This is a genomic window from Acinetobacter sp. NCu2D-2 (assembly GCF_001647675.1).
GTDB lineage: Bacteria > Pseudomonadota > Gammaproteobacteria > Pseudomonadales > Moraxellaceae > Acinetobacter.
Map to the genome: position 1 here is coordinate 24,089 of NZ_CP015595.1, position 17,020 is coordinate 41,108.

Genomic DNA, 17,020 nt, shown 5'->3' on the forward strand with positions numbered 1-17,020 from the left:
GGTGCGTGATAAACGCACCATTCAATCGTGTCAGTAAAATTGACAAGCTGCCAAGAAAATTTCATTTTTTAAAAATCTAAGATTATTACGTTTAATCGGATAAGATTAATAGGTAGCATTTTTCACAATCATTTCAGAATTATTCTTAATTTTTTTATATCGACAGCTCATGTAAGCTCAAAGATATTTCTTACTAAGATTTACTTGCAGTATTCAAAAAGAGTATAAAAAAGAGCTGAAATCAATTTGCTTACTGGTGTATACGTGACCGAAGACGATCTAGAAAAAGAAGAACAACCAAGATATTTCAGTAAAATTGATCAGATGTACCAACATTTTAATGAGCAGTTCGAGCAAAACGATTTTAGCGCAGCTTTAACACATATTCTCACTGAATCTGAACAAGGTTCATTTAACACCGCATTAGCCGCCTGCATTCAGCAAGAAGCATTTATTAGAACCTCAAAAGTCATTGATAGTCATAAGCTTAAATATGGTTTAGCGTATTTTGCACATATTGCTCAGGATTATCGTAGCGTATTTGAGATTAATGTCATCATTACCTATATTGCATTACGAATTGATCAGAAAACGTCAACAAGCACACATAAAGAACGAATCCATTACCATTGCTACCTCCTGCTAAAAAGGATCACACGAGCAGAATTTAGAGAAAAAAAGAAAATGCTCCTGAATTATTTAGTTGGCTACTGGACTGTTTTAAAACCTATTTGGTTCTAGAGACTGAAACAAAAGTACAAGATTATCTTAATCAAAAGAAAAATGAGTTTTATCAGCTCTACTGGACGATATCACTAGAAACTAATCCCAAAAATCGCAACCATATTTGGCGCTATATTGAATTTTTTATCAACAGTATTGATCAGATTAAATCTAAAAAAGGAATTAAAACTAAGGAAGAGAAATCAAAAGGCATAAAACGTTTACGTAGAATTGGTTCTTTACCGAATGAACCCGTGCAAGTCAAACTCCTTGAAGTAGAGCGACGTGACGAAGATGATGAAAATGATGAACAAGCAGTTTCTATACATATCAATCTAGATGCTGACACTGTTACGAGTAGAACCAGAGGAATTGGTCAAAGCGCTGAGCAAATTGCGCAAATTATATATCGTCGCCATTATCCTACAGTTTTTAATCCCGTATACCTTGAACCAGAGCTTCTGGAGATCGTTTACAATGTGTTAATTGATAAATTTACGTATCAGCCTGGATCGGACGAGAGCCAAGTCGCTGCTGTTTTTCTACTTTCATTATTTACTGGATCACCAGTATCAGCTTTTTTAAATATCAAAGATCTTTTTGAAACGGAAGTATTGTCTCGAGCTATTGATATTCATGGTTATTTATTTAGATATAGCACGTCACTTGAAACAACAAAACTAGAGGGCAATATTGGCGAGTATCAAAAAATATTAGGGACATCCCATCATTGGAATATTCTGCTGCCAGCATCATGGGTGGATTCTGCATCTGCGCTAAAAGGGATGGTATCAAGTGAATTAAATAGTTATCTAAAATTGTGGTTTTCGGAATATTGTATTGGGCGATTGAGCGTAGAAACGCTGGCACAGCAAATCCATTTTCAGATCGCACGTCTTGATCCTAAGTCATTGATCAAAGAATTTATAAAAAATCAAAAGATATACCATGAACCTACATTGGCATATGCTGTATTCAATACGACCAGCATCAATCGCTGCTATGCTAACTTCCTGAAACTGATGAAGCATCATTCAACTTCAACTGAATATATAGAAGGTCATACTTCCGAAATTGATCACCCTTTGATTTGGCCTAATAATGCTAAAAAAGTTGGGAGTCAAAAAGTTTGGTCAAAACATCAAGCAAAACTTTTTATTGCAGCATTAAAGCAAGATTTAGAGGAAAAACTTTCCTCTCCTAAAATAGACGTAAAGGTGCAAGTCAATACCTATGCAACTTGGATTTGGACAATCAGTATGCTGACCCTCGGGATACGCCCTAATACAGGTGCACCAGGTTTGATGATGCATTATGATGAGCAGCTGCAATTGATTTATGTACATGATAAGAAAAGTGGCAGTCGTCCTTATGGACGCTATATACCGGTCACGAAATTCTTAAAACAGGAAATACAACAATATCGGGAATTCTTAAAGAAAGTTAATCCTAAGGCTTATCGTCGAGCTCAGAAAAAGCATGATCTGATTTGTTATATAGACAAAGGTAAGCAATTGACAGGGGTGACAGCTGAATTTATTGATGCTCAGTTAAAAGCGAAAGGGTTCAACCTTTATAAAAATTGGGCAAGACATTTCTTAATTGCAGAGGCCAATTTACCAATCGATATTCAAAAAAGTTTATATGCTCACGACAGTACTGATCTAGGTTTTGCCGAATATTCTTCTATAAGTTTTGCTGTATACAAAAAGAAAATTATAGCTGCAGTGGAAAAATTGCTTCAGGCCTTGGAGCTTATAACATGACACGGACTCATTTATCTGCTCAACATAAAAATCAAATTAAGCAATCTGCACAAGATTTACAACAACGTATTGCTGCGTATCTAGAAAATTTTCCTCGAGAGCGTTTAGCAGAAGAACAGAAGCTCAAAGAAATTCATCTATATCTGACAAAATTAAAAGCTTCTGAGGAATTGAAAATTGATGAAGTATTGTCTTCATTCAAGAAAAATGAAATTAAGAATGCCTATTACCAATATTGGGCTAAAACTTGGGCAGCAGAAAGGAAAAAACTGCGTATTGCCTATCCGCAACTAAGTCAAAAAATAGATTTTAATGTGGCGTCATATCAGGTTACGGGTGCAGCTAAAAAGATTCTGAATACAACGCCGACTAAATTAATAGATGGACGGGTGCTACACGACTTTAAATTACAACTGCAGCGTTTTTGGTATCAACAAGAACCATTGAAGAAGGGCACATCTGTATTCGAAAGCATGTTAAGCAGTGACTCTAGCACTGGTTTAAAAGAATATTACGTTATGTGTAAAGCAGTACTCGAGCAATTCGTGCTGAGCTTAATCTTTGATTGTCATTGCCACCTTGAACATCACTTGCGCAGTATTATCAAAATGATTTTAGGTGAATTTACTGATTACGGTATAGGTAAGCTCAGTGTTTTTGAAAGTGTCGATTACATTTATAACCGGGCTAAAGAGAATAGCTTAAACGGCTATGGATTTGTGCTGAATTACACAGTTGAAAACTCAAAATATGCCAATCTTATAGAAAATCAACAGACTTTCCAGACCTGCCAAATTCCGCTTACACCCATCACCTTGGTATTGCTAAATCGACTGATTGTTGAATTTAGAAAATATGATCAAAAAGCCGGAAAATACCCTTTCACATGTGAACGTTTTGGTGAACTAATAAATAATGCAGAGGATTTTAGATTATTTGTGCTGGAAGCCTTAACACGTGTGAATCCAGAACATGTAGTGACTAAAAACTTTGATAAGAAAGGCTTTAAAATATTTAAGCATATAGACTATTTATTATGGGCTGGCGAATACAGTCAAACAGATAGTTTTTTAGCGAGTTTGCAGCAGCATCGCTACAATACGGCTACATTATCAGTGGCATTTATCAATCAGCTAGAAAGAGCATTGTATATCCCTTTTCAGCAACTCAAGCAACGTTACAATGAGGATTTCGAGAATCGTAAAGAACAACGGAATAAAGTGTCTTATGTGCCACGGCAGCATATCGGCGAGCATTCTGAGATTTCAATCCCTGCACAAGTTTCAGATGTCTTAAGAATCGAAGTTAAAAAGAAGAATAAAGAAAAATTTAAAAAAATCATTGAACAGAATCTGGCAAAATTAAAACAGGATTATGAATATGAGTTTACGTCTATAGGGCAAAGTCCTGATTTAGCGTCTCTTAGCATCCAGATTTGCTTGCTGACTTGGTATCTCAAGCATATTCGTAATAACCTTCAACTCTCATCATTAAATACTTATAAATCAGCCATTGTTTCTGACCTATATTCATATGCAGTTGAACATAGTATTGATTTACTTCATGCCGATCAAAGTGATTATGAAGACATGTATGAAGCTATTCTCGCCAGTAAACGTGAAAATGATGAAGCAGCATTGCGTAAAGCGGAAGAAGGAGCTCGTTCGACCAAAAATATTGATACTTATAGTACGGCCATCATCCGTTTGAAGGAATTTCATCAATGTATTGCAGAAGTTTATGAGTTACCGACATTAATATCTTGGTTTAGCCAATATAAAACGAACAGTATTCAGATTTGTCGTAGTGGATATCTGCCACCACGTTGTTTTGGCTATATACTTCATCAGATTTTGCCCCAGTCTAAAACAGCTATTGGCACTAAACTTGATGATGACGACCTTATACTGCTACAAGTTATTTACATCTTGGCTTACCGTTGTGGTCTCAGGATAAGTGAAATTCTCGGATTAAAGCTCAGTGATTTAATTAGCCCGGATTTACGCCGTATTCAAAAGACCAGTAAAAAAACTTTATATAAGATTAAGAATAATAAACTGAGCTTTTTAAAGGTTCAGATTAGAAATAATTACGATCGTCAATTAAAAACATGGAGTTCGCAACGTTCTTTGTCATTACATGAATTGCTCAATCATGAGGAATTCAATTTGATCGAGAAATTATTAAAAAGAAATTTACTAGTGCAGGATCATGAATTTATTCTGCTCGGTGAAAATAGATTTCTTTTCGAAAAAGTGGGCAAGGGTGTCATACAAGCCAATACTGTTCGGCAGATATTAAAAAGCTGTTTTGATTTTTTATTTGGTTTTGATCAACACAATTTAAGTTTTCATACACTCAGACATAGTGCAGCGAATCATATGGCTATTTTGCTTAAAGGTAGTGATGAGCTATGTCACACTTGGTTAGATTATTCAGTAGATCAGATACGTAGCATTCGTAACTATGTACTATCACAGCCTTATACCAGTGCTGATCGCGCTGATATATGGAAGCATTTGGCTTATTTTTTAGGTCATGCCTCTGTAGAGATGACAGCGAATCATTATTTACATTTTGGGAGCATCTTGTACGCTGACGCCAAACGTAAAGAGTGCTATAGAATTTCGAATAAAGTATTGCAGCAATTTCGACATAAACAGAATAGAGCAGGCTTAGGGCGTATTAAAACTCTAGAAATTGACATAGGTGTATATAACATTAAAAAACTCTTACACGCAGATTTCTTGTCAAAAATTGAATTGGTTCATCAAAAACAATCATCGATAACTCGTCACTCAATCGGTAGTAGTGATAAGCGTTTCTTATTCATGGATGAGGGGAATATAGCGTCACACAAAGATTCATTTATCAGTGACTTAGAGTTAACAGTTAATTTTAGGGCGTGTTTATCTGATCCTGCTAAAAAACAGCGTTTCTTTACTTACATCCAGAATGCTTATTCGAGACAGAAATTTAGTCTTCAGCAGCGCAATTATAAGGAGCAACACTCACCTGAAGAGTTATTGGAGAATCTTCTCAGATATGCAGAATTAAATCATTATAAAGCCTTTCACCTCATTAAAGTGGCGTATGAGAAAGCTAAGCGAAAAGCAGTTTTTGAGAAAAACATCATTGAGCTGATTAAGCTATTTAATCAGTATTGTCGTATTGAATACGCAAAGATTCACTTTTACGTTCAAGATGAAAAAAGCCATAAAGCTTATTTACGATTTTTATTGCTTTTAAAAAATATCGTGGGCGATGAGTTTTTTGCTCAGATGAATGTCAATAATGAGACATGGAAGGATATTTCTAAACGTATAGCCAGTTATAAAAGCAAACGTATTGACGAGCTAGTAATTAAGAATAGTCAACCGAGAGCATGTCATACGCAAATTGTGATTGCGGCTATTTTTCATCTGATTTGCTATGAAATTATAAGCTCTTAGGCTCGATAGCTTAGATCAACACTATTCAATTTACTCGTAAACTTTCATAATGACCAAAATGATATTCAGTATTAAAGATTAATGAATACAATAAACTACTATAACGTCCGAGCCGATCAATTTGTGCAATCTACCTTCTTTGTAGATATGGAAGAATTGTATCAACCATTCTTGAGATTACTTCCTGAGCGTGCTGCAATTCTAGATTTAGGTTGCGGCTCAGGACGGGATTCTTTAGCTTTTAAAAATAAAGGGTATCACGTTACTGCGATAGATTATTCAGAAGTGTTAGTAGCGAAAGCCAATGAACTGACAGGAATTCAAGTTCGAAAAGAAAGTTTCTATGAACTTAAATATCAAGAACAATTTGATGGTATTTGGGCATGTGCATCCTTACTACATTGCGAGCGAGATAAATTGCTAGATGTATTGCGTAGAATTCATCGTGCATTGCGCTGTACTGGCGTGTGTTATATGTCTTTTAAGTATGGCACAACAGACAGAGTCAAAGATGGTCGAGCTTTTACTGATTTAGATGAAGAGCAAGCTCAGGAATTATTAGATCAATTGGATGGGGTAGTGGTATTAAAACAATGGATCACCGTAGATAAGCGTCCTGATCGTGATGAACAGTGGCTGAATGTACTTTGGAAAAAGAAATAAAATAATAAGGAAATCTTCGTCTATGTCCGAATTCTACGAAATAGAGCCATCATTAGAAAATTATTGGCGTGCGGTCATTCTGTTTGGACGTAATGTTGCCTCCTATAAATTTGCCTTAGCAAAATCACTTTATGACCTAAAAGCTGAAGGCGATACTGTTATTACCCTTGATCAATTGGCAGCCCCATTTAGCCAGCATATTTGTGAGCATTTAAAGCTTGTAGATAAACAGGCAACATCAAGCTCAAGTAAATTCTTAGATTTTTGCCGATCATATAATGCTGGTGAAATAGATCAGCAAACCTTAATTTCAAAAACCATGCAGTATGGTTTCGTAAATGTGATTGATGCCTTTCATAACGTACATGGGCAAGAGTTACCGAAAAGATTCTTTATGGATGCGCGTAAAACCCATGGAGGCATCATTCTGACAGATGAAGTATTTCAACTCTTTGAAGCGCAAAATGCGAGTGACCTTGTCGATGAAACAGAAGCAAGATGGCGCTTGGTTGAAACGGCTTGGGATATGAATTTGCCGAAGCACTTGGTTCAGATCGAGCATGATGATCAAGGGATTCTTGTTGCGAATAACAAAATAAGACGCGTCAATGTCACCTCAGCAAAATCAGCTCTAAATGGCTATCAAAAGAGCCGTTGTTTCTACTGTTTTGCACCGATCACCATCGAACAGTTATTTGAGCATTCGGCAGATGTAGATCATTTCTTCCCGCATAGATTACGTGAATGTGATATTCAAAAGCCAATCAACGGCGTAGCGAATCTGGTATTGGCATGTCCTACATGTAATCGAGGACAGCAGGGTAAGTTTGATCGATTACCTTCGGTGAATTTATTAGAACGATTGCATAAGCGTAATGAGTATTTAATTACGAGTCATCATCCATTGCGAGAAACACTGATTGCTCAAACAGGGTTTACAGAATCAGCGCGTCGTGGTTTTTTACAAGATGCATATAACTGTGCCACATTAACGATGGGTGGTGGGAAAAAGTGGGAACCAAAAATGAATGGATTAAGCCTATTTTAAATATTCTTTTATGTTCATGTTTGTATGTCCTTTGATAAAAATAATACTAATAATATTAAAACTTTATTAGCCTTTTTGTTTTTAAATGAATACTTAATATATACAATAACTATAAAAGAAACAAAGCATAGACTTGTGGTATGAAAATCATTGATAACATCAATTTGAATTTGGGTGATGACCTTAAGGGTAATTTAGGGACTAAGGCGAAAATTGGTGTCGCAGCATCTTACTTTTCCATATATGCCTACGAGGCTTTAAAAAAAGAACTCGAAAAAGTAGATGAATTATCTTTTATTTTTACCTCGCCAACCTTTGTTGCTGAGCATGTAACAGATCGCCTCAAGAAAGAACGTCGCGAATTTATTATTCCTAAAGCAAACACTGAAAATAGTTTATATGGAACTGAGTTCGAAATTCATCTCAAGAATAAACTTTCGCAAAAAGCCATTGCTAAAGAATGTGCTGACTGGGTGAAGCGTAAAGCAAAGTTCAAGTCTAATACCAGTAATGCACCTATGCAGGAAATGATTACGGTTGCTCATCCTGAGAAATCTTATTCCTATTTCCCGATACAAGGTTTTTCACCTGTGGGCTTGGGATATGAGAAGAGCAATGCAATTTCAAATATTGTCACTTGCTTTGACGAACCACCAATGGTTCAAACCTATATGCAACTCTTCAATCAGATTTGGCAAGATTCAAGCAAAGTTCAGGATGTCACAGAAGAGATTATTCGACATATTGAATCGGTGTATCAAGAGAATGCACCTGAGCGTATTTACTTTCTTATGCTCTATAACATCTTCAAGGACTTCTTAGATGACTTAAATGAAGATGTGATGCCGAATGACCTCACTGGCTATCAAGATACCTTGGTTTGGCAGAAGTTATTTAATTTCCAAAAAGATGCTGCCGTAGGAATTATCAATAAGCTAGAGACCTATAACGGCTGTATTCTTGCTGATAGCGTAGGTTTGGGTAAGACCTTTACGGCGCTAGCTGTTATCAAATATTACGAGTTACGTAACAAGAGTGTATTGGTTCTTTGTCCGAAGAAGCTTGGTGCAAACTGGACCAATTACAATACCAACCTTGTGACCAACATCTTTGCCAAAGATCGTTTTAACTATGATGTGCTATATCACACAGATTTATCGCGTCGTAGTGGGGAAACACTTGGGATTGATCTCGCTAAGGTTAATTGGGGTAATTACGATTTAATCGTGATTGATGAATCACATAACTTTAGAAATCGTGATACCTATAAAGACAAAGAAACACGCTATGACAAACTGATGAATAAAGTATTACGTCAGGGAGTGAAATCAAAAGTTCTCATGCTTTCTGCGACACCTGTGAACAACCGTTTCCGTGATCTTAAAAATCAGTTGGCGTTGGCGTATGAAGGGAATTCAAATCTACTTGAGGATAAGCTAGATACTGAGCGTGACATCGAAACCATATTTAGTCGTGCTCAAGCGAGCTTTAATACTTGGTCGAAACTGCCACCAGAAAGCCGTACAACTGCATCTATTCTAAATCTATTAGACTTTGATTTTTTCAAGTTGCTGGATAGCGTCACCATTGCACGTTCACGTAAGCATATTCAGACCTTTTACGATACCAAAGACATTGGTCAGTTCCCACGGCGTTTAAAGCCGATCTCATTTCACTGTGGTTTAACCCATGACAAACCAAGTGTGAGTTTTGATGAAATCTATAATGATCTCAGCCTAATTAAAATGTCTGTTTATGCGCCTGTGAGTTATGTATTTCCAAGTGCACTCAGTAAATATGAAGCAAGTTTTGATACTGATGTAGGCGGTGGGGTTAAATTTAAGCAGATTGACCGTGAGCGTAGTTTACAAGCCCTAATGACTGTTAACCTGCTTAAACGTCTTGAGAGCTCAGTACATGCGTTTAGATTGACGCTAACCGTCCTAAAAGACCGCATTGAAGATGTCTTATCACGCATTGCTGACTTTGAAGCACGTCAGACCGATGGTAGTGTCAATGTCATTTCTGATTTAGGTTTTGATGAGGATGAAAGCGGTGAACTCCTGCATAGCGATGACTTGATTGGCAATAAGCTGAAAATTCATCTAGGTGATATGGACTTGTTGCGCTGGCAGGAAGATTTATCTGCAGATCATCAAATTATCTTAGGACTTTTAAAAAGCATTCAACCCATTACGCCACAAAAAGATGAAAAGCTTCAGCACTTAAAACAGCATATCATCGAAAAAATTCAGCAACCGATTAATCCTCAAAACCGTAAAGTGATCATCTTTACCGCATTTGCAGATACAGCGCATTATCTGTATGAACACATTGCGCCGTATTTGCTTGAACAGTACGGTTTACATAGTGCCAAGATCACAGGTTCTGAAAATGCTTCAACCGTTAAAACCATGGTGGGTAGTCGTAAAGCTTATGATATGCAGGGCTTACTGACATTATTCTCACCACGATCGAAACAGAAACAAGATGTATATCCTGAGGAAGGTCGGGAGATTGATGTACTGATTGCAACGGACTGTATTTCAGAAGGTCAAAACTTACAAGATTGTGATTACTTAATTAACTTTGATATTCATTGGAACCCTGTACGTATCATTCAGCGTTTTGGACGTGTCGATCGTATTGGTTCACCGAATAGCGTGATTCAGCTTGTGAACTATTGGCCAAACATTAGCTTGGATGAATACATTAATCTGCGTGAACGTGTTGAGAATCGTATGGTGATTGTCGATATGACCAGTACAGGTGATGACAATGTCCTCAGCGCCCAAGCCAACGATATTGCGTATCGTCGTGAGCAATTGCATCGTTTGCAAAATGAAGTATTAGACCTTGAAGATGCCAATACAGGGGTATCGATTACCGACTTGGGTCTAAATGATTTCCGAATGGATCTCCTGAGTTATTTGGAAGAGCATCCTGAACTTGAACGATTGCCAAATGGTTTGCATACCGTTGTTCCTGCACAGCCTGAATTTGGATTAGAACCTGGTGTAATTTTTACCCTACGATCACGTCAAGCTGAGTCGCAGAGTATTCAGACCAATCGTCTCTATCCATATTATATTGTTTATATTAATCAACAGGGTGAGGTGATCTATGATTACACCCAAGCCAAGCATTTACTTGATGTCGCACGTAAAGCATGTCGTGGTAAGAGTGAGCCCATTCCATCTGTGTATGAACCATTTAACCTGAAAACAGAAGATGGTCGGAATATGAAGCAATATTCTGAGCTTTTGGATAAAGTCGTATATACGATTAAGTCGGTCAAAGCTGAAAAGGATATTGATAGTTTATTCTCAGGCTTACAGACCACGGCGCTTGTTGATGAAATATCAAGTTTAAATGACTTTGAGCTGATTAGTTTTATTGTGATTGAGGACACTCTATGACGCTATACCTTTACCCTGAACAAGCCAAAGTGGATCGCTTGATTCCTAAAAATAAGTTCTATGCGCAGGGAAAGGCAAGCAGTCAAATTGAACAATTGTTTGTGGAGCAGGTGGAGAGTATTCGTTGGGCATATAAGCTTGATGCCTCTACCATTCACATGCAAGACCAAGATGATTTAAAAGAAATCCAAATCTTTCATATCCAAAGCCGTGTTGAAAATTTTGACACGGCAATCTTGGCATATATCGATAAATTGATTCCCAGTCCGATCATTTATGAAGTTTATTTTAACGATGTAGTGAAAACCATTGCGACTTATAAGCGATTAAATCAAGCAGATAAGACCAAAGTGGTGATCGGTCAGTATTACACTACCGCATGGCAACATGATATAAACCGTATCGCATTGCCAATATTTTTGCATTTAAGTGATTTATATGAGCATTTTATCTACGATTTATTACCACATCAGCTAGAAAATAGTGCAAATAGTGGACAAGATGATATTGAAGCTCAAATTGCACGCAATGAAAAAATTGAGCAACTGAATAAGCAAATTGCCAAGTTAAGCCAGAGTTTAAAAAGGGAAAAGCAGTTTAACCGACAGGTTGAGATCAATCGGAAAATCACTGAACTGCGCCAACAGATCGAACAGATATATAACAACTAAAATCAGCGAATGACTGCATGGGGGTGCAAGCTGATTTTAGACAAGTTTTTAGGGGGTATTTACAGCTTAAGAGGGTTAAGTTGTAAAACCATAATAAGTGCAAAAAAAGCACAAAACATAAAGTGGTATAGGGGTATCGGGTATGACCAGTTTTGAGCAACTGAAAATGCATTCGCCAAATTTAGTGGATGCGAATATCGATAAGATTGCAAGTTTGTTTCCAAACTGTATTACCGAAGCGCAAGATGAAGATGGCAATGTAAAAAAAGCCATTGATTTTGACTTGTTGCGTCAGGAGCTTTCACATGTCTTGGTTGAGGGTGATCAAGAGCGTTATCATTTAGATTGGCCAGGGAAGAAAGAAGCCATTTTGACAGCCAATGCCCCGATTGCGAAAACTTTACGTCCGTGTCGTGAAGAGAGCGTGAATTTCGATACCACGCAAAACCTATTTATTGAGGGTGATAACCTTGATGCGTTAAAACTGCTTCAAGAGAATTACTTGGGTAAGGTCAAAATGATTTACATTGACCCGCCATATAACACAGGTAATGATTTTGTTTACGAGGATGATTTTGCAGAAAGTACGGAAGAATTTTTTGAAAGATCACAACAGATAGATAATGAAGGTAATAAATTAGTTAGTAATCCTGAAAGTAATGGTCGATTTCATTCTGACTGGTTATCGATGATATATAGTCGAATGAAGCTAGCTTACAATTTATTATCTGAAGATGGGACACTATTTATCAGTATAGATGATAATGAACATGCAAATTTGAAGCGTATCTGTGATGAAGTTTTTGGAGATAAAAATTTTATCGCAAATATTGTTTGGCAAAAAAAATATGGCCCGGCAAATGATGCTCAAGGTATATCTGATACCCATGAACATATAATAATATTCTCCAAAAATTCAAAAGTGTGGAAACCAATATTACTTAAACGAGATGAAAAGCAGTTATCAGCATATAAAAATCCTGATAATGATCCACGAGGCGTGTGGAGAGCTAGTGATTTATCCGTGAGAACATTTTCAGAAAGTTGCTTTTACTCGATAACTGGTCCGGATGGACAAGTACATTGGCCACCGGAATCGACTTCTTGGAGGGTGTCACAAGCAAAATTCAAAGAATTATTAGCAGATAATAGAATTACATTCGGTGTATCTGGTACAGGACGACCAATGCAAAAAAAATTTTTGACAGAGGTCAAAGATGGCATTACTCCGCAAACGTGGTGGTCGAGAGATTTTGCTGCTGATACTAAGATCGCTAGATATGAGATGAAAGATCTTATACCGGAAAATGTTTTTGATACTCCAAAACCGTCTCAACTTATTAAAAGATGCATAGAGATTTCCTGCAAAGATGGCATTATTTTAGATTTTTTTGCAGGTTCAGCCACTACGGCCCATGCTGTTATGAAAAGTAATGCCGAAGATGGAGGAAATAGAAAATTCATTATGGTGCAGATCCCTGCTATTAATGGAGAGAATACACATGCTTTTAAAAGTGGTTATAAAAATATTTGTGAGATAGGTAAAGAAAGAATCCGTCGAGCAGGTCAAAAAATTTTAGCAGACAATGCTGGCAAAGAAGGCATCGAAAAGCTAGATATCGGCTTTAGAGTGCTCAAAGTCGATTCAAGCAATATGAAAGATGTCTACTACACACCAGACAGCTTAAAGAAAGCCAATTTAGATATGTTCGAATCCAATATTAAAGACGGACGAACAGATGAAGATTTACTGTTCCAAGTCATGTTGGATTGGGGCTTAGAACTTAGCTTACCAATTGAACCAAAACAAATAGCGGATAAAACCGTGTACTTTGTTGCAGGGAATTCATTGGTGGCATGTTTCCAACCGCTGAGTATGGAACTGATTGATCAAATTGCACAACAACGCCCTTTACGCTTTGTATCGGCTGAACGTGCCATTGTAAATGACCAAGACAAAACCAATATCCGTGAACGCTTTAAACAGCTTTCTCCTGAAACAGATGTGAAATTTCTGTAATTAAGGAGACAGCACATGCGTATACATTTTAAAGCATTAAGCTATCAGCTTGATGCAGTACAAGCAGTCGTGGACTGTTTTAAAGGTCAGCCATTACAACAAGGGATTCAATATAAAATTGACCCAGGTCGTGCTAATGCCAAATTTAAAGCAGAGCCAACCAAACCACAAACAGATATGTTTGAGCAAGCAATGGGTTTGCAAGGTGGCAAAGTCAGTAAAAAGCTCGAGCATGTCGGTTTTGAAAATGCCCCAATTTTTGATTTAAACGCCGTCCTCAAAAACATTCAGAATGTACAGTCACGTCAAAACATAGAAAAGTCGTATCAGCTGGAAACAGCCGACTATAAAAAAGGTAAGACTGAAAAGAACCTAACAGGTAGTGAGCTGAATATTGATATTGAAATGGAAACGGGAACAGGGAAAACCTACTGTTATATCCGTACCATGTTTGAACTCAATAAAAAATATGGTTGGTCAAAGTTTATTGTGGTGGTGCCAAGTATTGCCATTCGTGAGGGCGTGTATAAAAGCCTGAATATGATGGCGGATCACTTCCAAGAACAATACGGCAAAAAAGCACGTTTCTTTATCTATGACTCCAAAGCATTGCACCATTTAGAAAGCTTTAGTTCGAATGGTGGCATTAATGTCATGATCATTAACGTACAAGCCTTTAATGCCACAGGTAAAGACAATCTCCGTATTTATAATGAGCTTGACGAATTCCAATCCCGTAAACCGATTGAAGTCATTAACCGTAACCGTCCAATTCTGATTTTGGATGAACCACAGAAGATGCAAGCGGAGAAAACACTCAGCTCACTTGCTAACTTTAAGCCATTGTTTATTCTGCGTTATTCAGCAACGCATAAGAAAAACTATAACTTGGTTTATCGATTGGATGCTTTGGATGCCTATAACCAAAAATTGGTGAAGAAAATCACGGTGCATGGCATTCAAGTGCAAGGACTATCAGGCACCAATGGCTATATGTATCTACAAGATATTATCTTGTCAAAATCTGCACCTGTGGCACGGCTTGAAATTGAGGTCAAACAAAACTCAGGCTTTAAGCGTGTGATTCGTAAAATTCAAAAGGGGACAAACCTTTACGATATATCCAATGGCTCGGAGCAATATAAAGATCGCTTTGTCGTAACTGAAATTGATGACCGTGATAAATCGGTAAGTTTTGTTAATGGTACAAAAATTTATGTCGGGCAGTGTTATAACGATGCTTCTGAAAAAACCATGCGTACCTTACAGATCCGTGAAACCATCATTGCGCACTTGCAAAAAGAGAAGCAACTGTTTAGCCAAGGCATTAAAGTCCTCAGCTTATTCTTTATTGATGAAGTTGCAAAATATCGTCAATACGATAGTGAAGGTAACGCCGTAGATGGTGAATACGTTCAAATCTTTAAAGAACAATATAAAGATGTACTCAATGAATATATTGACCTCAATTTAGACAATGACCCGTATGTGGAATACTTAAAAGGCATTCAGGTGGATGCAACACACAATGGTTATTTCTCGATTGATAAGAAGTCTAAGCGTTTAACCGACCCAAGTATTGATAAAAAGGCGGAAGAAACGCAAATCTCGAATGACTCAGATGCTTACGATCTGATTCTAAAAGACAAAGAGCGCTTACTTTCATTTGAAGAACCGACACGGTTTATCTTCTCACATTCTGCATTACGTGAAGGTTGGGACAACCCGAATGTCTTTGTGATTTGTACTCTAAAGCATTCTGATAACGTGATTTCACGTCGTCAGGAAGTGGGGCGTGGCCTTCGTTTGGCGGTAAACAAACAAGGCGAACGGATGGATGCAAACTACTTCAACGGCGCGATGGCTGAGATTCATAAAATTAATGAACTGACTGTTGTCACCAATGAAAGTTATAAAGACTTTGTGAAGAATTTACAGTCTGAAATGCTAGATGCAGTTGGTTCACGTCCAACCCAAGCAACGCCAGAATACTTTGTAGGTAAACGGGTCAAACTTGAAGATGGAACGACGTTTGAAGTAGATATGACCACGGCGAAACAGATCCATAAATATCTGACCAAGAATGACTATATTGATGACAATGACCATATTGCCGATGCTTACCGTGAAGCCAAAGCCAATCAAACTTTAGCGCCTTTGCCTGAAAGTTTGCAGGCGATTGCTGAACCTGTCTTTACCCTTGTGGATAGTATTTTTGATCCTAAAGCCTATGAAAATATGGTCAGTGATGGCAAAAAGGATCTTAAAAACCATATCAATCCTAAAAACTTAGAACGTAAAGAGTTTAGAGAGTTATGGAATAAGATTAACCGTAAAGCGGTCTATCAAATCCAAATTGATTCAGAACAACTGATTCATGCAAGTATTCGCGCCGTGGATGAGGTATCTGTACAGCGCAACAATAACTTTGTTGAAAAGCTGAGTTATACCCTTGTCCATGCATCGATGCATGATCAAATTTCCTATGATCAATTGGAAAATCAGGATTCATTTGGTAAGGCTGAGTCTAAAACTGAATTTGCACCTGTTTCAGTTCATTCTCAGGTGAAATATGACTTGATCGGTGAAATTGCAGAAGGGACCAACCTCACACGTCGTACCGTGGTTCGTATTCTACAAGGGATCAATGACGCTGTGTTTGCGCAGTACAAATTGAACCCTGAAGCCTTTATCCGTGAGATGTGTCGCATCATTAATGAACAGCAAGCACAGATGGTCATTCAAGGTCTGAAATACAATCCATTGAATGTGGGCTATCCAGACAACGAAATCTTTGTGAGCAATATTCCAATTCCTAAGGATGCCTATAAAGCGGATCACCATGTTTGGGAATATGTGGTGACGGACTCACAGGTAGAGCGTAATTTTGTAGAAGAGTTGGACGGTGCTGAAGAGGTGATTGTCTATGCCAAATTACCTGATCGCTTCCAAATTCCGACACCATTCGGTAACTATAATCCTGACTGGGCAATTACCTTTGATAAGAATAAAGAGAAGAATATTTTCTTTATTGCTGAAACCAAAGGTTCAACCAGTGAGTTACAGCTTAAAGGTCGTGAAAATGGGGTCATTGACAGTGCTAAATTGTTTTTTGAAGCCTTGAATGCACAAAATGCTGAACAGGGTGAAGCAGTACGGTATAGCGTGATTTCAAACCTATCTGAATTGAAGCAGTTGTTGCAGTAGTTCTAAAGGATTACTGCTATAGACATATTAAGTTTAAACGTGCTCATGATT

The 17,020-nt window shown here is 37.5% G+C and carries 9 protein-coding genes; all 9 read left to right on the top strand.

The features are described 5' to 3' along the window. The first annotated feature begins 264 nt into the window (after window positions 1-264). The 9 genes from A3K93_RS13300 to A3K93_RS13340 all read left to right on the top strand — a co-directional run bounded on the left by A3K93_RS13300 (window position 265) and on the right by A3K93_RS13340 (window position 16,969). Entirely contained in the window at window positions 265-741 is a 477-nt protein-coding gene (locus tag A3K93_RS13300; protein ID WP_157883283.1) for a hypothetical protein, read from the top strand. Beyond that, window positions 732-2,489 (top strand): hypothetical protein, encoded by a 1,758-nt coding sequence (locus tag A3K93_RS13305; protein ID WP_067731777.1) that lies wholly within the window; start codon window positions 732-734, stop codon window positions 2,487-2,489. Before A3K93_RS13300 ends, A3K93_RS13305 begins: the two co-directional genes overlap by 10 nt. Then, window positions 2,486-5,941, top strand: coding sequence for a site-specific integrase (locus tag A3K93_RS13310; RefSeq protein WP_067731778.1), 3,456 nt, complete (start codon window positions 2,486-2,488; stop codon window positions 5,939-5,941). The genes A3K93_RS13305 and A3K93_RS13310 overlap by 4 nt, the downstream gene beginning before the upstream one ends. 81 nt (window positions 5,942-6,022) lie before the next feature. Next, the gene (locus A3K93_RS13315; protein WP_067731779.1) at window positions 6,023-6,604 is read left to right on the top strand and encodes a class I SAM-dependent methyltransferase; all 582 of its coding nucleotides are present in this window, start codon (window positions 6,023-6,025) and stop codon (window positions 6,602-6,604) included. A gap of 22 nt (window positions 6,605-6,626) precedes the next feature. Further along, a complete protein-coding gene (locus A3K93_RS13320; RefSeq protein ID WP_067731780.1) occupies window positions 6,627-7,652 on the top strand; it encodes an HNH endonuclease domain-containing protein in 1,026 nt (341 codons plus the stop codon). A gap of 140 nt (window positions 7,653-7,792) precedes the next feature. Beyond that, a complete protein-coding gene (locus A3K93_RS13325) occupies window positions 7,793-11,071 on the top strand; it encodes a helicase-related protein (protein WP_067731781.1) in 3,279 nt (1,092 codons plus the stop codon). Continuing rightward, window positions 11,068-11,742: a DUF4391 domain-containing protein gene (locus A3K93_RS13330; protein WP_067731782.1), complete on the top strand. Its 675-nt coding sequence runs from the start codon at window positions 11,068-11,070 to the stop codon at window positions 11,740-11,742. The genes A3K93_RS13325 and A3K93_RS13330 overlap by 4 nt, the downstream gene beginning before the upstream one ends. A 142-nt stretch (window positions 11,743-11,884) precedes the next feature. Then, window positions 11,885-13,762: a site-specific DNA-methyltransferase gene (locus A3K93_RS13335; RefSeq protein ID WP_227509906.1), complete on the top strand. Its 1,878-nt coding sequence runs from the start codon at window positions 11,885-11,887 to the stop codon at window positions 13,760-13,762. A gap of 15 nt (window positions 13,763-13,777) precedes the next feature. After that, entirely contained in the window at window positions 13,778-16,969 is a 3,192-nt protein-coding gene (locus A3K93_RS13340; protein WP_067731783.1) for a type III restriction-modification system endonuclease, read from the top strand. Window positions 16,970-17,020: the final 51 nt, after the last annotated feature.

What these genes read in the sequence shown, in the direction of transcription:
- A3K93_RS13310 (WP_067731778.1), top strand. Translation starts at nt 2,486, where the DNA reads ATGACACGGACTCATTTATCTGCTCAACATAAAAATCAAATTAAGCAA.
- A3K93_RS13315 (WP_067731779.1), top strand. Translation starts at nt 6,023, where the DNA reads ATGAATACAATAAACTACTATAACGTCCGAGCCGATCAATTTGTGCAA.
- A3K93_RS13320 (WP_067731780.1), top strand. Translation starts at nt 6,627, where the DNA reads ATGTCCGAATTCTACGAAATAGAGCCATCATTAGAAAATTATTGGCGT.
- A3K93_RS13325 (WP_067731781.1), top strand. Translation starts at nt 7,793, where the DNA reads ATGAAAATCATTGATAACATCAATTTGAATTTGGGTGATGACCTTAAG.
- A3K93_RS13330 (WP_067731782.1), top strand. Translation starts at nt 11,068, where the DNA reads ATGACGCTATACCTTTACCCTGAACAAGCCAAAGTGGATCGCTTGATT.
- A3K93_RS13335 (WP_227509906.1), top strand. Translation starts at nt 11,885, where the DNA reads ATGACCAGTTTTGAGCAACTGAAAATGCATTCGCCAAATTTAGTGGAT.
- A3K93_RS13340 (WP_067731783.1), top strand. Translation starts at nt 13,778, where the DNA reads ATGCGTATACATTTTAAAGCATTAAGCTATCAGCTTGATGCAGTACAA.